This is a genomic window from Emticicia fluvialis (assembly GCF_024793945.1).
Taxonomy (GTDB): domain Bacteria; phylum Bacteroidota; class Bacteroidia; order Cytophagales; family Spirosomataceae; genus Emticicia; species Emticicia fluvialis.
In genome coordinates this window covers 65,629-91,216 of sequence record NZ_JANUSD010000002.1, presented here as the reverse complement: position 1 = coordinate 91,216, position 25,588 = coordinate 65,629, and the positions used below count along the sequence as shown (strand labels likewise).

The window sequence follows — 25,588 nt, the reverse complement described above, 5'->3', positions numbered from 1 at the left end:
CATTCAATTATAATAGCTCATCTACCAGAAGCGGCGTTGATAAAAACTTCTCTTATACGGTAATTGAACGGGTTATGCTCATTTTCAATCCGCTCCGGGTGCCACTGCACCAGCGTAAGCGCATGGTCTGACGGAGTTTTCCACTCCAGCCCTTCCACAATACCGTCTTCAGACAATGCATTGATTTTCAAGGTTTGGGCCGGAATATCAACCGACTGATGATGCGCTGAATTAATTTCTCCTCTGGTGGCTCCGGCAATGCCCGCCAGCGTAGAATCAGGAGATACTTCTATCTGATGGTATCGGTCTTTTCCTTCATAATATTTTGAATGATTGTTCTTGCCAATACTCGGTATATCACCTATCAGTGTACCCCCTAAAAACACATTTACCAATTGCAAACCTCTGCAAATGCCCAGTAGAGGCACCTTATTTGCGAAAACGTACTCACATACCTTCCACTCAAATTCGTCTCTTTTTTCATCCATAAATTCAGGATTGCACAAGGGCAGATTCTCGGGTTTGAAATAAAGCCGCGGATTCACATCTTCTCCGCCTGTCAGTAGCACACCATCGCAAAGCTTTATATCATCCAGGTTATTCTGCCGGTATCCCAGCCTGATTATTTTTATGCCAGTATTTTGCCCCAGTATCCATTTTTCATAGATAGGGTGTTTGTCGCCGCAGTCAGTAATGCCAATTATAATGCTCATTTATCAGTTTATTTTTACTATGTATCCTCTTAATAAGTTACTCAGGGTTTATTATCATAAAGGCTTATATATTCAAAAAAAAATATTCAATGGTATGATTTTTGTTAATTTTACGGTTACATTACACGCAAAAATTGCAATTAATTGTGCCAAAAGCAAGTGATGCACATCAGGCTTTTTGGTTATACAGACTAATATCCTATTTAAATTAGTTTACAATCTACACTTCAGAAAAATTTGTTTTGATCAATTTAAAACCATATCCAATTTAAAATCAAGGTTGAATACGTGCTCTATTAATCAAATTTTGCAGAATTGTAATTGACATGGATAAAGATATACCCGTACCCCAAAATGAGAAAGAAAGACTTGAGGCACTCAAAAGCTATTGTATTCTTGATACGCCCTCCGAAAAAGAGTTTGATCGCCTGACCAAACTGGCATCAGTCATTTGCGGGGTTCCGATTTCAATTATTACCCTTCTTGATGAGAATAGGCAATGGTTTAAATCAAACATCGGACTTAATGCCCCCGAGACACCAAGAGATATTTCTTTTTGCCAGTACACTATACTGGGTGATACCGTAATGGAGGTTGAAGATGCCACCCAAGACAATCGTTTCCGTAATAACCCTTTGGTACTTGAATACCCGCAAATCAGGTTTTATGCCGGATACCCCTTGATTGACCCGAACGGATTCACATTGGGGTCTTTATGCGTGATAGACCAGAAACCGAATAAATTAAATGATAATCAATTACTGGCGCTTGAAATTCTTGCACAGGAAGTCATTAGCCATATTGTTTCAAAAAAGAAAAATGCAGAACTCGAAAATTATGAAAGACTATTTAAATTATCGAGCGATTTAATCTGTATTACCGGTGAAGACAAACATTTTAAGAAAGTAAACCCATCTTTTAGCAAAATACTGGGCTGGACAGAAGAAGAATTAAAATCTAAACCAGCTATTGAATTTTTAAAACCAGATGATATAGAGGGTACCAAAAACTACATAAGCAGTTTAACGGATGACAGCCAGACTATCTCGTTCGATAACAGGTTCTCTGCACAAGACGGAACCTATCGATTAATTAACTGGTCGGTCAACAGAGATAATAACTCCAAAGAGAATTTCGCTATCGGAAGAGATATCACCAATCAGCGTAAAATTGAAGCAGAACTGATAGAAACCAAAAATTTGCTTGAAGCTGCCAACCGGGTTGGCAGAATCGGGAGTTGGAAGCTGGATCTTGAAACCGAAGCCGTAACATTCTCTGAAATTACAAGGGAGATACTTGAAACCAACCCTGGTATTCCTGTCACTTATGAAGACAGCATAGTTTTCTCAAAAGACCCACAAACGAGGTCAAATATTGAGGCGCTCATTGATCATGCGATACATACAGGCGAGTCTTTTGATACCGAGTTAGAAATTATAACTGCCAATGGAACCCCAAAATGGATAAGAGCCATGGGCGGCATTGAATATAAAGACGGCCAGCCCAGTTTCATTTTGGGTACTATTCAGGATATTGATAAAGAAAAGCACATAAATATTGAGTTTAATAAAATATATACGGAGCTGAAAGCCATTATGGATGCCGATTCCGGCATTGCTATTATTACCACTCATAACGACGGCATTATCAAGACTTTCAATAAAGGTGCAGAAATAATGCTTGGCTATACCGCTGACGAAATGATTGGTACAAAGCGTGCCGATGTATTTCATGACCACCAAGAGGTTGAAACTTATGCCCAAAAGGTTTCAGAAGAATTAGGTATTCAACTGACTAGCGCCGGGGAAGCCCTGATTGCCAAAGCCCGCCTCGGGAAAACAGATTTTAATGAATGGACCTATATCAGAAAAGATGGTGCCAGAATTACGGTGGAATTATCATTGACACCGCTCAAAAACTCGGAAAATGAAATATCAGGTTTTCTTGGCATTGCAAAAGATATAACCGATAAAAAGCACTCTGAACGACTGCTTCAACTAAGTGAAGAGCGACATAGAGGGTTCTTCGAGCACTCGCAAGGGCTAATGTGTACCCACGACCTGAAAGGGAAGTTTCTTACGGTAAACCCCGCAGGCGCTTATCTGCTGGGTTATTCAGCGCCGGAAATCCTTCAGAAAACTCTTTACGACTTAGTACCGCCGGAATATACGGAGAGGGTAACAGCATATCTGCGTGATATTCATGAAAAGGGCTACTTCAAGGGCTTAATGCTTGTTCAGCATAAAGACGGCAGCCTGAGAACCTGGATGTATAACAATATTTTGTCTGAACTCTTGGGAGGCGAAAAGTATGTTATTGGCAATGCTGTTGATATTACCGACCGCATTGATATGGAGCAGCAACTTATCAAATCAAAAGTGCAGGCAGAAAAAAATGCCTATGCAAAAGATGTGTTTCTTGCCAATATGAGTCATGAAATAAGGACTCCGATGAATGCCATTGTTGGCTTTGCCAATTTATTGAAAGACAGCCCGCTGACAGAAGAACAGTCTGAATACCTCTCTTATATTATTATCGCAACACAGAATCTGCTGGGTATCATTAACGATATCCTGGACCTGTCAAAAATAGAATCAGGCCATATTGTTATTGAAGAAGTACCATTCAGTATTAAAGATACCGTAAAAACAGTAAAAAGTATCTTACAGGGCAGAGCCAACGAAAAAGGGCTTGAACTTACATGCACTATAGACGAAACAATACCTGAAAATGTATTGGGCGACCCAACCAGACTAAACCAGATTTTACTTAATCTGGCTAATAATGCAGTAAAATTTACTTCTGAAGGCCTGGTAAATATTGAAGTTCAACAAGCTGATTGTACAGAAACAGAAGTAACCATATTATTTAAGATTACCGATAGCGGTATTGGTATTCCACAAGATAAGCTATCCATGATATTTGACCGGTTTACTCAGGCCAATTCAGATACTACACGTAAATTTGGAGGAACCGGCCTTGGTCTTAGTATCTCAAAATCATTGGTAGAACTTCAGAATGGTAATATTTTTGTTGAAAGTAAAGAGAACCAGGGTTCTACTTTTGGTTTTTTAATTACTTACAAAAAAATGGCTGCTTTGCCAGAACAAGCCCCAGGTAATAGCACCGACACACTGACAACCAATAAAGAGATTAAAGTATTGCTTGTAGAAGACAATGTTTTAAACCAAAAACTGGCATTAAGGGTACTTGAAAAGTTTGGCTTTGAAGCCGAACTGGCCCAAAACGGAAAAATTGCGATAGAAAAGGTTAAGACCCACAAGTTTGATATTATTCTCATGGACCTCCAGATGCCTGAGATGGACGGGTATCAGGCTACTGTTGCCATTCGTGAAGAATTGAAAGATGAAACCCCCATTATTGCCATGACGGCCCACTCGTTGGTTGGTGAAAAAGAAAAATGCCTGAAAATTGGCATGAATGAGTACATAACCAAACCGTTTAACCAGCGGGAGTTATTCGACAAGGTTGTGAAATTTGCCTGATACAGCCGGCAGCCTTACAACCTTTACAATTTCTTAACATGGTTTTTTTCGGGTATGGAGGAAACTTTCGGACTTTTGCGACCAAATAAAAAACACCAATATAATCGTACTGTTATAACTAAACCCAATAAATCATGTTTGGCTTAGAAACCGACATTTTCCTACTACTCTCATTCTGCCTTCTGGCAGCCTGCGCTTTTGAATTTATTAACGGTTTTCATGATACTGCCAACGCTGTTGCCACTGTTATTTATACCAATTCACTTAAGCCAACACAGGCCGTTGTCTGGTCTGGACTAATCAATTTCATTGGTGTCGTAACCGGTGGTGTTGGTGTTGGTATGAGCATAGTAAATCTATTGCCCGTTGAGCTACTGATTGACCAGAACGTATATCATAGTATTGCAATGGTACTGGCGTTGCTGTTCAGCGCTATTATCTGGAACTTCGGCACCTGGTATTTTGGTATACCGGCGTCCAGTTCTCATACACTTATTGGCGCTATATTAGGGGTAGGTCTGGGTTACGCCCTTCTGCCAGATAACGCCTCAGGCGTGGCTGCCGTAAACTGGGACAAAGCCAAAGAAATATTCTATGCACTCTTTCTATCGCCATTGGTGGGTTTCAGTTTAGCTGTTATCCTGATGTTTACACTTCGCCGGGCCTTGAATAAAGATATCAGAAAGCAGATTTTTGATGAACCCAAGAAAAACGAAGAACCTCCGTTCTGGGTAAGAGCCATACTTATTACCACCTGTACACTCGTTAGCTTTTTTCATGGCCGTAACGACGGGCAAAAAGGTATAGGTCTGGTAATGCTTATTCTGATAGGTATATTACCGGCTTACTTTGCCATTAATAATACGATTGATTTTAAACAGATTAAGCCTGACCTTGACACTATATCGGCCAAAGTGGCGCTGATTGATACCGCCAAGACCTCAGTAATTGAAAAAGGCAGAATAGCCCAGATTAAAACTAGCGTAGGTTTTCTTCAATCGCTGGCTGATAGCAACAAAGTAAGTAAAGCTAATGCTTTGGCTGCCCGTAAAGCATTATTAACTATTAGTGGCAATGCTAAAAAACTGGTTGACGACCCCGACGTAATTTTAAGTGACGCCAACAAAGCAGAATTAAAAGCGGCCGCTGTACAGGAAGAAAAAGGAATCAGAAAATATACCGACCATGCCCCAATGTGGGTTATTCTGATGATATCGATGTCGTTAGGCCTTGGTACCATGATAGGCTGGAAGAGAATTGTTGTTACCGTTGGCGAGAAAATCGGCAAATCGCATCTGACTTATGCACAGGGTGCATCTGCCGAACTGGTTGCAGCTACAACTATCGGGCTTGCTTCATGGTTTAAACTACCTGTTAGTACCACCCATTCGTTGTCGTCTGGTATTGCCGGTACAATGGTCGCCAGCAAGGGTATTAAAAACCTGCAGTCAGGCACTATCAAAAACATTGCGTTGGCGTGGGTTCTTACGCTTCCTGTAGCTATTATATTGTCTGCAACATTATTTCTGTTTTTCCGCTGGTTGTTTTAACAGATTTTCTGGTAATTGCAGTCAATTAAAGATTTTAGGTAAATCCGGGAATCCGGAGGGGGTTGGTACTCCCTCCGGATTCTTATATTTTAATTAAGTACTCAATTGTATTATTGAGCCCAAACACCAATATGAAATTTTATTTGAATCCATTCTTAAAGGCAGGCTTGTTCTGCCTGTTTTTAGGCTTGCAGGTACCCTCCGTATTGGCACAAGACCACGGCTCGCTGACAGAAATTGATACTACCACTGCCCGCAAACTTCTTTCTACATTTCGTAAATATGAGTACATTGGTATTGGGGGTTACATTCAGCCTCAGTTTCAATGGATACAAACCAAAGGCGCCAGAAACTTTAACGGTGGCGATTTCCAACCTAATGCCAGCAACAGGTATATGATGCGCCGTGGCCGTATCCGGTTCGACTATGCCCGTTATGATAAATTCAATAATCCGAAACTATATTTTATTTTCCAGTTTGATGGTACCGAAAGAGGCATCTTTATCCGTGATTTCTGGGGGCGTATCTATGAGAATAAATTCAACTCTTTTTATCTTACTACAGGTATGTTTGCCCGCCCGTTCGGTTTTGAGGTAGGATACGGCTCGCCAGACAGGGAATCACCTGAAAGAGGAAGGATGTCTCAGATACTCATGAGGGTTGAACGTGATTTTGGCTTTATGGGAACCTTTGAACCCCGAAACAAAACCGATTTTCTGAAATATATAAAATTTGATGCAGGCGTATTTAACGGGCAGGGCGTAACTGCCGTGGCCGACTTTGATAATCATAAAGATTTGATTTCCAGGTTATCGCTTAAACACTACAAACTTGCCCCAAAGTTGATTGTAAGCGGAAGTATATCTGGTTTTTTTGGTGGAATGGAGCAGTTTACCAACAAAATTTACAGAATAAACGGAACGGCCAAACAGTTTACAGTTGATTCTTCTGCTTCAAACCTGGGCAAAATTGCACCCAGAAATTATTATGGTGCCGATATACAAGTCAGGATTCCGAACCGAAGAGGTGAAACGGAGTTCAGGGCAGAGTATATCAGAGGTACCCAGACAGCCGTGCAAAGTACTACCGAAACACCTGCCGTAATACCAATGGAGAACGGTAAACCTATACCGCTTTATATCCGTAATTTTGATGGTGCCTATTTTTATTTTTTACAACAACTAGGCAGCAAAAAACACCAGATTGTACTGAAATACGACTGGTATGACCCCAACAAAAAAGTAAAAAACACACAAATAGGCGCTGGTTTTTCTGCGGCCGACATAAGATTCAATACTTTTGGGTTTGGTTATCTTACCTATCTGAACGAGAACGTCAGACTGATGCTTTGGTATGAAATGCCCAAAAATGAAAAAACTGATCTGAAAGATTACACTGAAGATTTGAAAGACAACAATTTTACCTGCCGCGTGCAATACAGATTTTAATTTCTTTTAAAGGTAATGGTATCTTGATTGGATTTTTTTGATGTGATACCAACCGGCACCACTCTGGCCGGCCGACGTCTGAAGATAGTATTGAAATTACGCGTATGCTGCAGGCTTACACCATTAACAGTAACGTTATTGTTGAAGTTATAAAAATAGTTGGGTACATTACGGCTATAGGCCTTTAAACGCCAGCTACCCTCTTCGTTAAGCATCCATTCTACTTCTCCACCATAAAAGTAGTTGCTGGCTGTTTGTTCCTGGTTTTGCAGTATGGTATTATTTACACTCAGTTTCAGACGATTGTTGCTGAAACGGTATGAAAAATTGAGTTGCATGTTATTAAACAGGCTTTGACGCACGTTGCTCAGCACGCCTAACTGAACCCCGACTTCAAGATTTGGGTCAAGTTTTGATGCAATAGTACCCAATTGGTTGGTAAGTAAATTACTTACATTGTCTAGCAATAGCTGAGAATCAACCGCATCTTTAAAGCTGTTGTCAGAGAAGAGCCTGTTCAGGGCGGTAATGCCTACAAAGTTATTTGTAAGCAACTGTTCATCATTCCTGAGGCGTTGCTCAAATGCAATTACCTGCGGCTGCAGGTTGAGAGGTATCCGACGTAAATCAAACTTGATGTCGTACTTAATAGACGGCTTCATCAGCTTGTCTGTCAGGGTTACATAAGCATTTACCGGATACGGCGTTTTTAATTCAGCACTGTTTGTAGTTGCCGACACGATACCATCTGGCAATAAAACATTAGCAGTTACAATGGCATTGATATTTACATCGGCATCGTAGGGGTCGCCAGACCACCTGATCCAGCTACCTTCCGCAATATCGAATTTTCTCACTCTCGATATATTCTGCAAGCTAAAATCGTACTTTCCGCTTTTGATAGTATAGGGGCCTGTCATTGTAAAACCACCACGCGTATCGTATTCAATGCTCAGGCGTCCGCTTCCTACGGCTGTTAGCATATCTTTGTTGCTACGGTCAAATATCACCTCACATATAGCATCTGGCGTAAAGGTAAAGTTAAAAGCCATCTTTAAACTTCCAGCCTCGCTGGTTATAACCGAATCACTCTTGACGTTTTTATCCTTAGGTAACTTTGTATTTTTACTTACAAAGCTGATACCATCCGTTTCGGTGTCAACGCTGGTGGCTCCGTCAAGCGGTATGGTAATTCTGGTTCCGGGTTTGCTTGTCAGGTTGCCCGTAATAGCTACGTGCTTAAAGTTTCCGGTTATATGCATATCGCCCGCCGCATAGCCAACTCCATAAAAATCTTCATTATCTTTAATACCCGTATTCATTATTCTGAAACCGTCTCTACCCCTCATGTAAGCATGTAAACCGAGCATAAAATTGCCGCCACCACCATTAAAAATACCTCCGGCCAGTTCTGCTTCATTGCCGTTGATGAGGGCATCACGCACCTTGAAACCCTTTTCAACCACAAAGCCTTCTTCATTAAAATTAACCTTGTCATCAAAATATACCTGAGCCTTCAGTTCATTCACTACAAGGCTGCCTTTATCTATGTCAATACTTCCGCGTATAACGGGGTCACGAGGGGTTCCTCTGACAGACAGTTTACCAGAAGCATAACCATGAATATCTGAAAAAATATCATCAACAAATGATTCAGAAATTTCAAGGTCGGCCTTATTTAGCCCGGCCTCCAGGTTAAGCGAATTTAACTCATTTTTAGGGTCATAGGTACCTGCAACTCTGAATATCTCCTTATCAAGCCTGATAATATTACCAATAATGTTCAGTTTCTGTACCTGATTGTCCCAAAGGGCTTCACCGGCAATTGTTCCTATCAGGCTTGTTTTATAGATAAGGTCATCTACATCAAATTTACTGGTAACCAGCGCATCTTCAAATACATCAGTCATTACCAGTTTGCCATTCAAAATACCTTTCAGGTCAATATTAGACAAGGGCTTAATGGTTTGTAAATCAAAGTCATGTATATCTACGTAGGCTTCTTTTCTGCTATCGGATGAAATAAGGCCGTAGACAGATATACTTTGCTTTTTGTTAGACACCACCACATCACGAAACTCAATGTCGCCACCGCCAAACTTAATAATATTGTTTTTGTCTATTTCCCAAACATCGCCAAGTAAATCCAGGCGCGTATTTCTGGCATCAAAAGCCAGGTCAATTCCTTCAGGCAAAAATTTAAGCTCGCCAAAAACCTGTGCCCTGTTGGTACTTTTTTGCTGCCTTATTTTAGAATCAAATTTTATGATGTTGTCAAGCCCCCAAACGCCATTTACCTCCAGGTTTTCAGTTGGCTCCATGCCACCCAGTTTCTGCTTTTGTGAATTAAAAACCAGAGAAGACAATATGCCCGGAGCATTAATCTCTTTTGATGTAAAGAAATCAAGGTCGTTATTATACAAGGCAAAACTTCCGTGTCTGAGCGTATCAATTTTACCATTAAGAGACACCTCAATGGTATTTCTGATGTTCATTTCTCCGCTTAAATCTGTATTAGGCGACACGTAGAGATCAGGATAAAAATAAGCAAAGAATGGCTGCGACTGCTTGAATTGTACCTTATAAGAAAGGTTGTATCTGGGTTGGGCGTTTTTGCCCGGCAATTTTGAATAATACGCCAGACGGCCGGCTTCAGTATCTGAAAAGTACTGAATGTACTCTTTAGAAAACCTCGACACATCATTAATAACCTGGCTCGGAGTAAATTTGCCGGATAAATCAATATTAAAAAACTCTGATAACAAACTAATGCGCCTGGTCTTGTTTTCAAGGGCTGAGGTTACAAAAACCGAATCGATACCCAGTAATCGCTTATCATATTGCATTACCGTATGCAAAAGCTGCGCCTCGCCTATCCAGTTATCTAATTCATTGCCCTGAAAATCAAGATTTAACTCCGACTTCAATTTTACGTCGTTGTCTGTATACCCAAGGGCTTTCAGATTGGCGTTCTGAAGCTTACCGTTGATATCGAACTTGTTGAGTGCCTTGCTGAAATCAATACTGCCGGTAACATCAAAGGTAAGGTTAGTGTCTTTTACGCTTACGCGGCCGTCAAACAAAGACTGGCTCATGGCGCCGTTTACGTCTATATTCTTGAAGTCATATCCATTAAAGCCAATATGCTTTACGTTGCCATCAAAATTGAGTAGCGCATCTTTAATTGTAAGGCCCTTACCTTTTATTGCACCGTTGAATGACATTTTCTGCAGGGTCTTTTCCTGATTCACCAATTTGCCGAGGTCCAGATTATCAACTCTAAGGTTACCCGTGTATGTGGCCAATGCTTTGTTATCTGGAATCTTCATGGCAATTTTACCAGAAACCGACCCTATCTGGGTTTTAATGTAGGCCGTAGTTGAAAAATCGTCATAAGGCCCTTTGAAGGTACCAGAAAAGTTAACTACCCCCAGTTTGTAAATATGTTTGGTATATACTGAGTCTCCGGCATACTGGCGGGCATCGGGCGCATCTATCTGAGACGGCCGCCAGTTTAAATCCATTACGGCTATCCGTAGGTCGGGCATATTTTTAAAGGCGATATCGCCGTTCAAATAACTGTTCTTTCCGAATTTCAGGTTAAAATTATTCACTCTGAAATTGTGTACTGTGCCTTTAAAATCACCATTGAGCAGATAATTTTCATGATACTCGTACATATCGGGTGCAAATCTGGCTAAATCCTGGGCATCTATTTCGCAATCATGGAGGTCGCCGGTCATTTCTACTTTTTCATTAAAGTCCTGAAAGTCGCGGGGGGTAATGTACTTGAAATGAACAGACCTGCGAAGCACAGAATTATTGATACGCGCATAGAGGTCATCAAACCTCATGTGCTGACGCGAGTAGAAAAAGCGGGTCTTCAGGTCTTTAATTTCCAGATTACTGCGCCGGTCAACCCCCTTTAGGTCTTTAAGGCCGAATTTTATGGTATCTCCCTGAATAAAAAAGTTTTTCAGCAGACCCTGTACTTCATGTACCGTAAAGTTGTTGTAGTCAAACTCTTCTTTAGGAAACCGCTGTTCGTCGGGGTCCTGAAGTGTAAAAGTTCCACCCTGTATATAAGCCTCGTCTATCGTAAACGGGATATTGCGTTCTACATAAGGTTTGGTGGTATCTCTTGGCGGTGTTGTAAGCTCTTCAATTCTGGCAATCCATTTATCAATGTTCAGGTCGCCGTCTTGTTCATAAATCAGCTTCACACGCGGGCTCATTACCATCACGTAGTCAAGATTATTATCAAAAGCCAGAAAAGTATCCCAATCAAATTTAAAGTTGGTTTTGGTATTTACGTACAGCTCCTTCACAAAAATCATTTCCCGGTTTTTGTAGTCGTAAATAGTAATGTTCTGAAGGGTAATCTCGTCAAGCCAGGTGAGTTTGGCTTTTTCAATAGTAACTTTTGAACCCAGTTTTTTTGAAAGATACTCAGTTGCGCTCTGCAGTGTAAGTGTTTGCACTACCGGTAATTGTATGGCGTAGAAGATTATCAATATCCCCAGAAAAGAGTAGAGAATAAAATTGGGTAGTAGTCTTGCTAGTATTTTAAACGCCTTACGCAAAATAATTGACAAATAAATTAATTAGTGAATTACTCTATAGTAATTTTGTAACAGAAAAGGTTTTTTGACCTTCAAACACAAAATTTTGTCTAAAGTATTGAATATCCTAGCAATTGAATCGTCCTGTGACGAAACATCAGCAGCTGTTATTTCTAACGGTAAAATCTGCTCCAACATTGTTGCCGGCCAGATAATTCACGAGCGTTTTGGCGGTGTAGTACCCGAGCTGGCCTCGCGCGCTCACCAGCAGCATATACTTCCGGTGGTAGAAAATGCCTTAAAAAAAGCAAATATAACAAAAAATCAGCTAAATGCTATAGCTTTTACGCGTGGCCCGGGGCTTCTGGGCTCGCTGCTGGTAGGCACTTCGTTTGCCAAAGCCATGGCTTTAGGGCTTGATATACCGCTTATTGAGGTTAATCATATTCAGGCGCATGTACTGGCACATTTTATTGATAAGCCTGCGCCTTCGTTTCCTTTTTTGTGCCTCACTGTTAGCGGTGGCCACACCCAGATTGTGCTGGTGAAAGATTACCTGCAAATGGAAATAATAGGCGAAACTCAGGATGACGCCGTTGGAGAAGCCTTTGACAAAACCGCCAAATTGTTGGGTTTGCCGTATCCGGGCGGGCCACTGGTTGACAAATATGCCCAACAGGGAAACCCTCATGCTTTTGAGTTTCCGTTGTCTGAAATGCCGGGTTACAATTTTTCATTCAGTGGTATAAAAACTTCTATTTTGTACTTTTTAAAGGCAAATCAGGCTAAGAAACCAGATTTTATTGAAGAAAACATAGCTGATATTTGTGCAAGCGTGCAGCACACTTTAATAAAAATGCTTTTACAGAAACTACGCAGGGCAGCCCGCGAGCTAAATATTAAAGAAGTTGCCATTGCAGGTGGGGTGTCGGCCAATTCAGGACTTAGAAAAGCGATACTTGAAATGGGAGAAAAGGAAAAATGGCAGGTGTATATTCCGGCATTTGAATACTGTACAGATAACGCCGGCATGATTGCCATGGCTGCCCATTTTAAGTATCAGAAAGGCGAGTTTACGTCGCAAGAGGTAAGCCCCCTGCCACGTATGGAATGGTAAAATACATTAAGCGCTCTTAAACAAAGACGAGCCTCGTTTTCACAAGGCTCGTCTTTGTTATATTATTTGGCAGCAACACTGGTTTTTCTTCTGGTTTGGGCAACCTGCAACACGTGCTGCCCGATTTTTATACCACATTTATTGCCTTCGTCGCATCCTGACCAATAGTGAATACCGCCATATAAACGGCTGACACTGGCCATAAGTGCGGCTTCTCTGAACGACTGAAACGACATAACGCCGTGGCCGTGCTTATATTCTGTAGAATCGGTAAAGGCAACTTTATCTCCATGCACAAAGCTTAACACCTCTGCTGCCGCTGCCGAAATGGTGCTATGGCCGCTTGTATATTCAGGAAATGGCGGTGTTTGTAAAAATGGCTGCCATTTGGGGTCTAGTTCCTGATTGATTACGGTCTCTGGGCGAACTTTTACGCTGCGGTATTTTTCTCTCCAGCAACTGATAAAGCCATCAAGTAGTGCCACTGATGCAAGCATGTACCCCTCAACACTTTTCTGGAAAGAGGCCTTTGTTTTGCGCGAAACCGTGGTGTGAATGGCAAGCCAATGGCCTCCGGGCGTCATTTTTTTATTGGCAAACATCACGTGCCCCATTACGTTCATCACAAACGGGTTATCATCCCAGAACCACGCAATGCGTTTTTGCTCTTCGGTTAGTTTTTTGCCAAGCTCATAAACCTCAAAGGTTTCTTTCCAGAAAGCACTTTTTCTGTCTTTATTATACATGGGCGGTGGTGGTGGCGGGTATTGGCCAGACGAGTCAAGCGCAAAAGCACGAATTTTGTTCCATTCGGGTTCGCAGGCATCGGCATAGGCCGGTGGTGTAGGCACCCAGGTACCCGGCTGATTGGTTACAGTAAATCTGATACCGCGGGTCTGTTTATATTTGTCGCCACCCGAATAACGCATTACATGAGCAGCTACACTGTCGCCATAGGCCATTGAGCGCTGCATCACATCTTCGGGTATACCCATGTCTTCATATTTTTTAAAGAAGCCTTTTTCGTAATCATCAAAGAAATTACCTGAAAAAGTAAGCGTTCTGGCCACTTTCAAAAAGGCTTTGGTACTGGCAAGCGGAAAACAGTATTCTTTACCTGCTTCGGGCTGTGGGCCTTCTTTATATCCTTTCAGCCTACCTCCCATTGTCTGATACTCCGGAAAACCCGGCACCATGGCTTCGTACCCGGCCAGATTGGCGTAGGCATAAATGCGGCTTGCCACAGGCGGTTTGAAAATGTCATGGATAATAACATCCGTAAGCAATTCTACTGACTGGTGATAAAGCTCAGGATCAGCAGCTTTAGCGTTGTAGACTTTTGCATCGCCTTTTGGTTTACAGGCATTAAACAGCAAGCCCATCAGAGCAGCGCTCAGAATGAGAGATAATTTTTTAATCATGAGTAGTGTAAAAACTAAAACTAAAAAAAACACAATTATTAAATGCAAATCTACAAAAATTACTTTTTAAAATTTGATGATTTTTATCATTTTAATAATAAATGCTAATCAGTAAAAATTTCAGAGCGATATTCCGGTTACATCATATATTTCGGGCTTTCAGTCGTATAAAACCCACAATTTTTAAAAACCTAATCTTTAGTAGGCCATTAGCCTGTCTAATTAATCGGTGGGTTTTGGGTGTCAATTTCACTTATCTGAAAAATAAATAATAAATTTCATTATCATTTTCAGCCTTTTCACAACCAATTACGTCTTGTTTATGTTGATTGTCTGAAAACCTGACAAAATTCATTTATACATTTGCGCCCAATGCCGATATCGGAAGCGGCCATACCAGATACTCTTTGATGACGACCAATAAAAGAAAGATATTCAATGACCCGGTTTATGGATTTGTAACAATTTATTCTGACTTAATCTATGACCTGATTGAGCATCCTTATTTTCAACGCTTACGCCGTATCAAACAACTGGGTATGGCAGAGTTGGTTTACCCCGGTGCCCTGCATACACGTTTCCACCATGCCATGGGTGCCATGCACCTCATGCAGGAGGCTCTGCTGGTTTTGCAATCTAAAGGAAATATTATTTCTGAAACCGAGTTTGAATCTGCACAAATAGCCATTCTGCTGCACGACATTGGCCACGGGCCGTTTTCTCATGTCCTTGAATGTTGCATTCTGCAGGATGTATCTCATGAAAAAATCTCTGCCCTGCTGATGGACCGCCTCAATAAACAGTTTGACGGACGTTTGACTATGGCTATACAAATGTTTAAAGGCAACTATGCGCGTGATTTTTTCCACCAGCTGATTTCAAGCCAACTGGATATGGACAGAATGGACTATCTGAACCGGGACTGTTTTTTTACAGGCGTAGCAGAAGGAACCATTGGTGTAGACAGAATTATAAAAATGCTTAATGTAGCAGGCAATAAGCTGGTTGTAGAAGAAAAAGGTGTATTGAGCGTAGAAAATTTCCTGAATGCCCGCAGGCTAATGTACTGGCAGGTGTATTTGCACAAGACCGCCATCTGCGCCGAAACCATGCTGATTAAGATTATAAGCAGGGCAAGAGAGCTGATTCGTATCGGAGAAACACTGTTTGCCAACCCGGCATTTATGGTTTTTCTGAAAGAAAACGTTACCTTAAAGGAATTTGAAAGCAATGATACCTATTTGCAATCGTTTACACAATTAGATGATTACGACATCTGGGCTTGTATAAAAATGTGGCAGTTTCATTCTGACAAAGTTCTGTCAACCATCTGCCGTGATTTGATGAACCGAAATCTGTTTAAAATCAAACTTTCGAATAACCCGATAGACGACACACTCATTAGTTCATTAAAACAGTCGCTGCTTAACAACGGCATACCTGAAAATGAGCTACATTATTTTATTATTGAAGGCGATGTAAGTAACAAAGGGTACGTTCATGGAGACGAGACCATTTACATCAGCACCAAAAATAAAGACGTGGTTGATATAGCCGATGCCTCTGATTTACCGACCATCAAGGCATTGAGCAACATCGTTAAAAAATACTATGTATGTTGGGGCAAAAATGTATATTTGCAATGATTTTGCTATGTTGTAAGGTATTTTTGCATTATTCTAAGAATATTTTCGACAAAAATTATTTTGCCGACACTTAATAAAACAAAGTGGTATATTTTCCAACTCATGCAAAGTTTAAACTCGCTGAAGTATTATATGCAATTTACAATAAAGCAAATAGCACATCTGCTAAATGGAGAAGTAAAAGGAGATGAATCCCTGACAATCAACAATTTAGCAAAAATAGAAGAAGGTAAAGCTGGTGATATTTCGTTCCTTGCGAATCAAAAGTATGAGCAGTTTATCTACACCACAAATGCCTCAGCTGTAATTGTTGGCCGTGAATTTGAGCCCAAAAAAAGTGTTTCTGCCACGCTTATTGTTGTAGAAAACCCCTATTCATCATTTACCCTGCTACTTGAGGAATACCAAAAGTTTTTGAATTTTTCTAAGATTGGCATAGAACAACCCTCTTATACAGGCGAAGGAGCCGAACTCGGAGAGGGTATTTATCTGGCCGCTTTTGCTTATGTAGGTAAAAATTCAAAAATAGGTAAAAACGTTAAAATTTATCCGCAGGTTTATATTGGAGACAACGTAACCGTGGGCAACAATACCATTATCTATGCAGGTGCAAAGGTGTATAGCAACACGGTAATCGGAAATAACTGCGTTTTGCACGCAGGTGTAGTAATTGGCAGCGATGGATTTGGTTTTGCACCACAACCTGATGGTTCGTATAGGGCTATTCCGCAATTGGGGAACGTTATTCTAGAAGATAATGTAAGTATAGGAGCCAACACCACTATTGATTGTGCTACTATGGGGTCTACAATTTTAAGGCAGGGTGTAAAAATTGACAACCTGGTGCAGATTGCCCATAATGTAGAAGTTGGCAAAAATACCGTCATTGCAGCACAGACAGGCGTAGCGGGGTCATCAATTATTGGCGAAAACTGTGTTATAGCAGGCCAGGTTGGTATAGTGGGGCATATAAGTATCCCGAATGGCACTAAAATTGGAGCCAAGTCTGGTATTAACAGAACTTTTAAGAAAGAAAATACTTCAGTCTCGGGCGTACCTGCCTTTGAGATTAACGATTATCTGAGGTCAACAGCTATTTTCAGGAAACTACCTGTTCTGGAAAAACAGGTACGAGAACTTGAAAAACGTTTGGAAGAGCTCACCAGCGAGGGAGCCTTTACAGAGGTATAGATTAGCTGACACCGAAAAATATGATATTGCCAATGAACGTAAAACAACAAACCGTAAAAAAGAAAGTTTCAATTTCGGGCGTAGGTTTGCATACAGGCGAAAAAGTAACGCTGACCATTCAACCTGCTCCGATTAATCATGGGTATAAGTTTCAGAGAATCGACTTAGACAATAAACCAATCATTGAAGCCGATGTAGATTATGTGGTAGATACCTCAAGAGGTACAGTGCTTGAAAAAGAAGGTGCACGCGTACATACCACCGAGCATATTCTGGCCGCCCTGGTAGGCTTACAGATTGATAACGTCCTGATTCAGCTTGATGGACCTGAAATTCCTATTCTTGATGGAAGCGCAATTCAGTTTGTTGAGTTACTGGAAGAAGCCGGTGTGGAAGAACAACCCTCTTTACGTAACTACTACGAAGTTACCGAGGCTATTCATTACCGCAACGACGAACGCAGTATTGAACTGGCAGCATTGCCACTGAATGACTACCGCCTGACGGCAATGGTTGATTATAACTCGGCCATCTTGCACAGCCAGCATGCGCAGCTACATAATATCGAGCTTTTCAAGAACGAAATTGCACCTTGCCGTACTTTTGTATTTTTGCATGAGTTGGAAGCCCTTTTTAAAGCAGGCTTAATTAAAGGAGGCGATATTGGCAATGCCGTTGTGATTGTTGACAAGGAGGTGTCGGAAGACGAAGTTGAAAATTTATCAAAGCTACTTAACAAGCCTAAAATTCAGGTAGGCAAAACCGGCGTGCTGAACGACACACCGCTGCGTTTTTCTAATGAACCTGCAAGACATAAGTTATTAGATGTAATGGGAGACCTGGCATTGGTTGGTCGCCCGTTGAAAGCTCATATTCTGGCCGCCCGCCCGGGTCACACGCCTAATGTAGAGTTAGCAAAGAAAATCAAAAAACAAATGCTTGACTCGGCCAAAAGTGCCCCACAGTATGACCCTAATACTCCTCCGGTGTTTAATGTAAATGATATTGCCAAGCTGTTGCCACACCGTTATCCGTTTGCACTGGTTGACAAAATTGTTTACCTGGACGGCCAAACCGTAGTAGGCATCAAAAATATTACCATGAACGAGCCGCAGTTTACGGGTCACTTCCCGGAAAACCCCGTTATGCCCGGTGTGCTTCAGATTGAAGCCATTGCGCAAACAGGTGGTGTGCTTGTTCTTACCTCTACCGGAAACCCAGAAGCGTACTGGCCGTATCTGGTAAGTATAGATAACTGCCGTTTTTACAGAAATGTGTTACCGGGCGACACACTTATTATCAGATGCTCTCTAATAAACCCCATGAAACTGGGTGTAGCAAAAATGCATGGAGAAGCGTGGGTAGGCAAAACTCTTGTTTGCGACGTAAACATGACGGCCCGTCTTGTTAAAAAAGCTAAATAAGCAGGTATGGATACCAGTCTTATGAAGCAAAACATTCTAAAGCAATAATCAAACAATTATGAATCAACCATTAGCATTCATACACCCAGACGCCAAAATTGCACATAATGTAGTTGTAGAACCATTTGCTGTAATTAATAAAGACGTTGAGATTGGAGAAGGGACATGGATAGGCTCGCACGCCATTATTATGGAGGGTGCCCGAATCGGCAAAAATTGCCGTATTTTTCCGGGAGCAGTTATTTCTGCTGTTCCGCAGGACCTAAAATTTAAAGGAGAACAAACCGTAACAATTATAGGCGACAATACCACTATCAGAGAATGTGTTACCGTAAACAGGGGTACCGTAGACAAGTATCGCACTGAAATTGGCTCTAACTGCCTGATAATGGCTTATACACATATAGCCCACGATTGTATTGTTGGCAACAATGTAATTCTGGCCAACTGTGTGCAATTGGCAGGCCATATTACCGTGGGAGACTATGCCAATATAGGTGGGATGTCTGCCGTGCAACAATTTGTTAAAATAGGCAAGCATACTTATATTGGTGGCTGTTCACAAATCAGAAAAGATGTTCCGCCTTATATCAAGGCAGCCCGTGAGCCGCTTTCTTACGCGGGTATCAACTCGGTAGGTTTGCGCCGCAGAGGGCATTCAGATGAGAAAATAGCAGAAATACAGGACATCTATCGTTATATTTATCTGAAAGGTTTAAATAATAATGAAGCTGTAACACAGGTTGAGCTTGAGTTTCCTGCTACACCGGAACGTGACGAAATATTGAATTTTATTTCTAATTCTGAAAGAGGAATCATCAAAAGCCCGTTAAAAAAAGCCTTGGATAGTGAAAATTGAGCTGGCTAATATAGGCAAGAAATATAGAAACGAATGGATTTTTCGTAACACTAACCTGACCTTCTCGAGTAACGAGAGTTATACGTTTGTCGGGCCCAATGGAAGCGGAAAATCCACTCTTTTACAAGTAATTGCAGGTTCTCTGCCACAGTCTGAAGGCCAGCTTGCCTATATTGAAAACGGAAAGGTTTTAAGTATAGAAGAGTTTTATAAGAAAATAACCATTGCTGCTCCTTACCTTGAATTGATTGAAGAATTTACCCTGCTTGAAATGGTAGACTTCCATATCAAATTCAAGCCGCTTAAAAACAACATTTCTCCTGTTCAGTTTCTTGAGTTGATTCAGCTGGCTCATCACAAAGATAAATCAATCAAAAATTTCTCGTCAGGCATGAAGCAAAGACTGAAACTCGGGCTTGCTTTTTATTCTGATTGCCCGGTTATAATGCTCGACGAACCGACATCCAATCTGGATGCGCAGGCTTCAGGATGGTATTTGAGCCAGGTAGAACAGCATACCCAAAACCGCCTGCTGATTATCTGCTCAAACCAGCCACAGGAATACCCATTCTGCAAGAATATAATAGACATAAGAGATTATAAATTAAAATGAAGAATCTTTAGTCCTCTTTAAGAAAAGCAATATTTCTTCGGAGCCCTTCCAGTTTGGTGCGTTTGACGGCTGACCGCCTGAAGATTTCCTGAAACAGTTCTCCGGTAATTTCTTCCCAGTCTTTTCTGGTAAATTCTTTTAACTGTGGATTCATCTCAAACTGTGCCGTTTTGTGAGGCCGTGCAAAGGAGTTCCAGGGGCATACGTCCTGGCAAATGTCGCAGCCAAACATCCAGTTATTAAACTTCCCTTTCATCTCTTCCGGAATAGCTTCTTTCAGCTCTATTGTAAAATAGCTGATACATTTACTGCCATCAACCACGTAAGGTTCGGTAATTGCATCGGTTGGGCAGGCGTCTATACAACGCGTGCAGGTGCCACAGTAATCTTTTATAGGGCCATCTGGTTCCAGTTCCAAATCACAGATAATCTCACCGATAAAGAAAAAACTGCCAATTTCGCAGTTTATCAGGTTGGTGTGTTTACCTACCCAGCCTACCCCACTCTTTTTGGCCCAAACTTTATCCATCACCGGTGCCGAATCAACAAACACTCTGCCATTTACTTCCCCTATTTCATCAGCTATTGCCTCTACTAAATCTTTCAGTTTGTCTTTCATTACAAAATGATAATCGGTTCCATAAGCGTATTTCGACAATTTAAGGTCAGAGGCAGATTCAGGCAGGGTTTGCTCCGGATAATAATTCAGAATTAGTGTAATTACAGATTTTGCGCCATCAACCAGCTTACGGGGGTCTAATCGTTTATCAAAATGATTGGCCATATAGGCCATTTTACCATGGTAGTTCTTATTGAGCCAGGCCTCAAGGCGCGGGGCTTCTTCTTCCAGAAACTCAGCTTTAGATATGCCACAAAAATCAAAGCCCAATTCTGTGGCTTTGGTCTTAATCAGATTGGCATATTTTACAGCGTACGATTGAAACATACCGCAAATATAGAGTTAAACTGGCTGAAAGATTTTAAAAGGCATGTTTTAAAGTACGCTTTACACTGTACCGCAAAATAACAATCTGGCCAGAGTTCTAAAACTTTTGAATATAAACACTATTTTTACTTCTTATTAATCAATTTATTACAAGAAAATTCTAACTATGAAAAAGGTCTGCATTATTACTTTGTTTTCATTCTTATCAATCACAGCTTTTGGTCAGGTAATTCCAAAAGGCACACGTTTTATTGGTGGTAATTTTGGTTTTAATCTCACTCAGCTAAAAAATAATGGCACTGTAGAGAGTAACACTGTAAATCTGGGTTTAACACCGTCTTTAACTAAATTTATTAAAGATAATTTCGCCGTTAATTATTCGTTAGGCTATAACCTTGGAATTGGCAGACACAGACAATATGCAACGAGTGAGTTCCATACTCTATATTCACATGCTGTTGCTGCCGGAATATCTTTCACAAATTACAAAATGTTATCAGAAAAACTTGGAGTTTCGGTCAATTATGGCGGCAGTCTGGTGTATCAGTTCCATGTTCATTCAGAAGGACTTTCTGGCACCCCTGGCAACATAAACCTGTACCTTAGTGCCGGACCAGGGATTATTTATCTACTGAACGAAAAATTTGCTATTGAAGGTTCTACCTCATTGGTTAGCCTTAATGCAGGCTACACGTGGTCTGAAAAAACCAAATTAGTAAACGTGGGTATGGGGGCAAACGGCAGCCCGGGTTTAGGCTTAGGTTTCAGATACTTTTTGAGATAAAACCTTTTACTTTAGCCAATATTAGTTCATTAAATGTTTCTGCATCTGAGATAACCACCTCAATGGGTACATAAAAAAATCTATCAAGCTCTTGCCCGCTCAGCAAGGGCTTTATTTTTACCATGTCTTTCTCGGTGGTTACAATTTGCCGAGGCCGGCTATTATCAATTATTTTAGAAATTTCTTTTCCGGAAAACGCAAAATGGTCCGGGTACTCAAAAGTCTGTTCAATAACAAAACCATGCAGTTTTAAATGTTTCACCAGTACTTCAGGCCTGGCAATAGCGGTTACAAGTGTTACCGGAACCTGGGCATTAAAAACACTTTTGCCTGCATAAGATGCCACCGTTTTATAGCGGATACCTGAAAAAAATACCAGTTTATCGGCACCTGCATATTTAGCAATGCCATTAATTATATCTTCTTTTGTTTTATGTATAATATCATCCGGGCATTTGGTTACAATTACGGCATCTGCTCTTCGGGCACTTTGGCGTATATCGCGCAGCAAACCGGTTGGCACCATAAAATCTTTAAAAAACGGGCGGTTATAATCGCATAAAAGCAGATTCAAGTGCGGAGCAATTTTGCGGTGCTGAAAAGCATCATCTAAAATAACCAGCTCATTATCAGGCCATTGATACTGAATCTGATTCACGCCTGTTACCCGGTCTTCACAAACCACTACTCTGATTTTATGGCTGAATTTCAGGTAATACTGCATCGGTTCATCGCCTATCGTTGAGGCCGTGGCGTTTTCATCAGCCATCACATAGCCTTTGGTAGAGCGTTTATACCCTCTGCTAAGTATACTTAGCTTGTATTTGTCTGCCAGGAGTTGTACCAGATACTCTACATGGGGGGTTTTGCCTGTGCCGCCCAGATTCAGATTCCCTACATTGATGGTAAATACATCCGGCCTGGTGCTTTTCAGAATCTGTTTATCATACAGCCAGTTGCGAACACCAATAATACAGGCCATTACGACACTTAACGGAAAAAGCAATATTTGTAAAAGGGTGGTTTGCATGTAAAATTCTTATAGTGCTTGTGCTTTTAATATCGCTTAATAAGAATAAGGCACAAAACGGGTAATCTGTAGAGTAAAAAATAAAACTTTCTGTACTTTTGCCAAAATTAAGCATTTTTCAATGGGGCTGAAAGCTAAATGGTCTAAACACTTATTGAAATTCAAGTTCGAAGCCGGAACTTCACGCGGTGTTTACACAGAAAAAGAAACGTACTATTTAAAAATCGAAGATACTGAAAATCCGGGGGTTTTCGGTGTGGGTGAAATTGCGCCTCTACAAGGGCTGAGCATAGACCATGTGCCCAATCTGGAAGAGGTGATTCATAACACCTGCGTTACTTTTGACAGCCTAGACCTGGAGATTTTCCCCTGGAATCTGAATATTATTCTTTCTCAGCTTATTGATGATGCTTATCCATCTGTAAAATTCGGATTCGAAACCGCCCTGCTTGATGTAATGAATGGCGGCCGAAGAATTATTTTTGAAAATGATTTTTCGGCTGGCAAAAGAGCTATACCTATCAATGGTCTTATCTGGATGGGTAGTAAAGGGTTTATGTTGCAGCAGGTTGAAGAAAAACTAAATGGCGGATTTGATACTTTAAAGTTAAAAATTGGAGCTATTAATTTTGAAGATGAACTAAGTATTCTGGCTTTTATAAGAGAAAAATTTACGGTCGGGCAAATTAGCCTGCGGGTTGATGCCAACGGAGCTTTTAGTGTGGCTGAAGCAGCACTCAAACTAGCTCGTTTAGGTACCTACCAGCTGCATAGCATAGAACAACCCATTAAAGCAGGACAACCAGAGGCAATGGCTGCTTTAATTGAAAAAAGCCCAGTACCTGTTGCCCTTGATGAAGAACTGATTGGTGTAAGTGAATACGTACATAAAATGCAGTTGCTGAAAAAAATAAAGCCTCAGTATATTATTTTAAAACCCACCCTGTTGGGAGGCCTGCAACACTGCCGCGAATGGATTGAAATTGCCACCAGACTACAAATTGGCTGGTGGGTAACCTCTGCATTAGAATCTAATATCGGCTTGAATGCCATAGCACAGTTTACTGCCGAGTATAAAAACACGCTACCACAGGGTTTGGGAACAGGCGCATTGTACCATAATAATGTTGACAGCCCACTGATTGTTGAAAACGGAAACTTAAGGTTTGACACAACCAAAGCCTGGGATTTGAGCACCATTGGCTTATAAAGCTTGGGCAGTGTGCCATTTATTATTGGTATATCTGTTTCAGACTTTCTGCTGTCAGCTCCTGATTTACCAGGTATCTGTAAGTTTCGTGATCAAAATTATCTAGATTAGTGCCAAAAATACCTTTGGTTTTTATGGTCTCTCTTAAAATAACCCCTGACCCAAGAATCAGGCGTATCTTCTCCCAATCGTTATAAAAGTACTCTTGTAATAACGGAATAACCTTTTTATGAAACACACCTGCTAATTCATCAGCAGTATCTACTCCTAAAAAATAAGCATGGCCTAAGGTATGATTTCTGTCGAGCAAAAACGCTATCCTCTGGTTAATTATTTCCAGTAACCTGCTTAAGTCAATATCCTCTATGGTCTTCAGCAAAAAGGGCTTCGGCATTAATTCCTTAAACTCAAACCGGCGACGTAAAGCCAGATCCAGCAAAGCAATAGAGCGGTCGGCCGTATTCATAGTGCCTATAATGTGCAGATTACCAGGCACTCCAAACGTCTCCTGCGAGTAAGACAACACCAGTGATAGTTCATTTTCGGCGCCCAGCCGCTTATCTGGTTCTATCAGGGTTATCAGTTCACCAAATACCTTTGATAAATTCGCCCGGTTCAATTCATCAATAATCAGCACATAGCTTCCGGCTTTTTCGAATCTTCCGGCGCGGTTTTCTCTGGTATCCTTCATACAGGCTTCAAAGCCGGAATATCCCGCCATTTTTAATGCTTCCAGGCAGGCCTTATAAAAAATGCCCTTTACTACCTCATAATATACCTGTCCGCCCCGTGCAATGGGTCTTAAACCTTCTATGAACTCTTCATAACTGTACGACTGATGAAATGCTATGAACTGAGCAGGGGCTCTGCCCGCAATGTTTCTTGCTTCAAATGTTTTACCTGTGCCCGGGGGGCCATAAAAAACCAAATTTGGTGGTATATTCAGCTTTGGCGCATAATTTACTTCTGTTTCGTTCAACAGCAGCGGGTTCTTATCAGTTATTTCAGAGGTGGTATCAGAGGTGCCAATTTCCCAGAAAAGCTCGTTTCTTAAATTTTCATTTTCTGCTATCTGGTAGATGTACTGATTGTGCCGCTCTTTACGTGCGCTTGAAATGGCCGTGGCTTTCAGTTCTTCCAGACACTCATGCCAGGCACTTCTTATCTTGATGTCTTCAATGATATGCTTTTGTTCAAAAGGTATATGGGCATATAGATAATCGGGGTTATTAAGGGGCGATAATTCAATGGTATCGTACCTGGCAAATAGTTGTTCATGGCGTTTACAGAGTATAATATCATACCATAAGCCCTTTTTGCGTCTGAAATCCAAAGCCACATAGTTATTGATATTGGCCGAAATTGCTTTGTCTTTTCTGACAGAAAAAACTATTCTGGGGTCGTCTATGCCTACATTGGTTACTTCTATCAGCTCTTTTAAAAGCACAAAAAACCATAAAGACGCCTCTTTATTATCAATTTCACGTAGTTTCTCAACAAGAAGCTCTTTATTAGACCCAGCTGTGCTCATATTTGGAAATGATTTGATACTTAAATACCCCGATAAC

General features: G+C 41.1%; 17 protein-coding genes. 11 read left to right on the top strand and 6 right to left on the bottom strand.

Annotation, left to right across the window (positions count from 1 at the left end; genetic code table 11):
• Positions 1–17: 17 nt before the first annotated feature.
• Positions 18–713: a gamma-glutamyl-gamma-aminobutyrate hydrolase family protein gene (locus NZ848_RS02300; protein WP_259014186.1), complete on the bottom strand. Its 696-nt coding sequence runs from the start codon at positions 711–713 to the stop codon at positions 18–20.
• A 326-nt stretch (positions 714–1,039) separates the two neighbouring features.
• Between NZ848_RS02300 and NZ848_RS02295 the strand changes: the two genes are divergently transcribed.
• The 3 genes from NZ848_RS02295 (at position 1,040) to NZ848_RS02285 (ending at position 7,217) form a co-directional block, all read left to right on the top strand.
• Entirely contained in the window at positions 1,040–4,219 is a 3,180-nt protein-coding gene (locus NZ848_RS02295; RefSeq protein ID WP_259014185.1) for a PAS domain S-box protein, read from the top strand.
• Positions 4,220–4,353: 134 nt separating this feature from the next.
• A complete protein-coding gene (locus NZ848_RS02290) occupies positions 4,354–5,769 on the top strand; it encodes an inorganic phosphate transporter (RefSeq protein WP_259014184.1) in 1,416 nt (471 codons plus the stop codon).
• A 131-nt stretch (positions 5,770–5,900) separates the two neighbouring features.
• Positions 5,901–7,217 carry a porin gene (locus tag NZ848_RS02285; RefSeq protein WP_259014183.1) on the top strand — a complete coding sequence of 439 codons (1,317 nt, stop codon included), beginning with the start codon at positions 5,901–5,903 and terminating at the stop codon, positions 7,215–7,217.
• Here the strand turns inward: NZ848_RS02285 and NZ848_RS02280 are convergent.
• Positions 7,214–11,812: a translocation/assembly module TamB domain-containing protein gene (locus NZ848_RS02280; protein ID WP_259014182.1), complete on the bottom strand. Its 4,599-nt coding sequence runs from the start codon at positions 11,810–11,812 to the stop codon at positions 7,214–7,216. The two genes, NZ848_RS02285 and NZ848_RS02280, sit on opposite strands and share 4 nt — an antisense overlap.
• An 85-nt stretch (positions 11,813–11,897) precedes the next feature.
• Between NZ848_RS02280 and tsaD the strand changes: the two genes are divergently transcribed.
• The gene (tsaD, locus tag NZ848_RS02275) at positions 11,898–12,896 is read left to right on the top strand and encodes a tRNA (adenosine(37)-N6)-threonylcarbamoyltransferase complex transferase subunit TsaD (RefSeq protein ID WP_259014181.1); all 999 of its coding nucleotides are present in this window, start codon (positions 11,898–11,900) and stop codon (positions 12,894–12,896) included.
• 62 nt (positions 12,897–12,958) lie between these two features.
• Here tsaD and NZ848_RS02270 read toward each other — a convergent pair whose 3' ends face one another.
• Positions 12,959–14,317: a vanadium-dependent haloperoxidase gene (locus tag NZ848_RS02270; RefSeq protein ID WP_390890850.1), complete on the bottom strand. Its 1,359-nt coding sequence runs from the start codon at positions 14,315–14,317 to the stop codon at positions 12,959–12,961.
• 410 nt (positions 14,318–14,727) lie between these two features.
• Here NZ848_RS02270 and NZ848_RS02265 point away from each other — a divergent pair, with 410 nt between their 5' ends.
• From NZ848_RS02265 to NZ848_RS02245, 5 genes are all read left to right on the top strand, one after another.
• Positions 14,728–15,963 carry an HD domain-containing protein gene (locus tag NZ848_RS02265; protein ID WP_390890859.1) on the top strand — a complete coding sequence of 412 codons (1,236 nt, stop codon included), beginning with the start codon at positions 14,728–14,730 and terminating at the stop codon, positions 15,961–15,963.
• A gap of 132 nt (positions 15,964–16,095) precedes the next feature.
• The gene (gene lpxD / locus NZ848_RS02260) at positions 16,096–17,154 is read left to right on the top strand and encodes a UDP-3-O-(3-hydroxymyristoyl)glucosamine N-acyltransferase (RefSeq protein WP_259014180.1); all 1,059 of its coding nucleotides are present in this window, start codon (positions 16,096–16,098) and stop codon (positions 17,152–17,154) included.
• A gap of 32 nt (positions 17,155–17,186) precedes the next feature.
• On the top strand, positions 17,187–18,578 hold the full coding sequence (locus tag NZ848_RS02255; RefSeq protein ID WP_253533682.1) for a bifunctional UDP-3-O-[3-hydroxymyristoyl] N-acetylglucosamine deacetylase/3-hydroxyacyl-ACP dehydratase: 1,392 nt from the start codon (positions 17,187–17,189) through the stop codon (positions 18,576–18,578).
• A 58-nt stretch (positions 18,579–18,636) separates the two neighbouring features.
• A complete protein-coding gene (gene lpxA / locus NZ848_RS02250) occupies positions 18,637–19,437 on the top strand; it encodes an acyl-ACP--UDP-N-acetylglucosamine O-acyltransferase (RefSeq protein ID WP_101727571.1) in 801 nt (266 codons plus the stop codon).
• Positions 19,427–20,050, top strand: a complete 624-nt coding sequence (locus tag NZ848_RS02245) for an ABC transporter ATP-binding protein (RefSeq protein WP_259014179.1) — start codon at positions 19,427–19,429, stop codon at positions 20,048–20,050. The genes lpxA and NZ848_RS02245 overlap by 11 nt, the downstream gene beginning before the upstream one ends.
• Positions 20,051–20,057: 7 nt before the next feature.
• Here NZ848_RS02245 and queG read toward each other — a convergent pair whose 3' ends face one another.
• A complete protein-coding gene (gene queG / locus NZ848_RS02240) occupies positions 20,058–20,996 on the bottom strand; it encodes a tRNA epoxyqueuosine(34) reductase QueG (RefSeq protein ID WP_259014178.1) in 939 nt (312 codons plus the stop codon).
• A 166-nt stretch (positions 20,997–21,162) separates the two neighbouring features.
• Here queG and NZ848_RS02235 point away from each other — a divergent pair, with 166 nt between their 5' ends.
• A complete protein-coding gene (locus NZ848_RS02235) occupies positions 21,163–21,780 on the top strand; it encodes a hypothetical protein (RefSeq protein WP_259014177.1) in 618 nt (205 codons plus the stop codon).
• Here NZ848_RS02235 and lpxK read toward each other — a convergent pair.
• A complete protein-coding gene (lpxK, locus tag NZ848_RS02230; RefSeq protein ID WP_259014176.1) occupies positions 21,761–22,810 on the bottom strand; it encodes a tetraacyldisaccharide 4'-kinase in 1,050 nt (349 codons plus the stop codon). The two genes, NZ848_RS02235 and lpxK, sit on opposite strands and share 20 nt — an antisense overlap.
• A gap of 121 nt (positions 22,811–22,931) precedes the next feature.
• Here lpxK and NZ848_RS02225 point away from each other — a divergent pair, with 121 nt between their 5' ends.
• Positions 22,932–24,020, top strand: a complete 1,089-nt coding sequence (locus tag NZ848_RS02225) for an o-succinylbenzoate synthase (RefSeq protein ID WP_259014175.1) — start codon at positions 22,932–22,934, stop codon at positions 24,018–24,020.
• Positions 24,021–24,042: 22 nt separating this feature from the next.
• Here the strand turns inward: NZ848_RS02225 and NZ848_RS02220 are convergent, their stop codons facing one another.
• On the bottom strand, positions 24,043–25,551 hold the full coding sequence (locus NZ848_RS02220; protein ID WP_259014174.1) for an McrB family protein: 1,509 nt from the start codon (positions 25,549–25,551) through the stop codon (positions 24,043–24,045).
• Between the last annotated feature and the right edge of the window lie 37 nt (positions 25,552–25,588).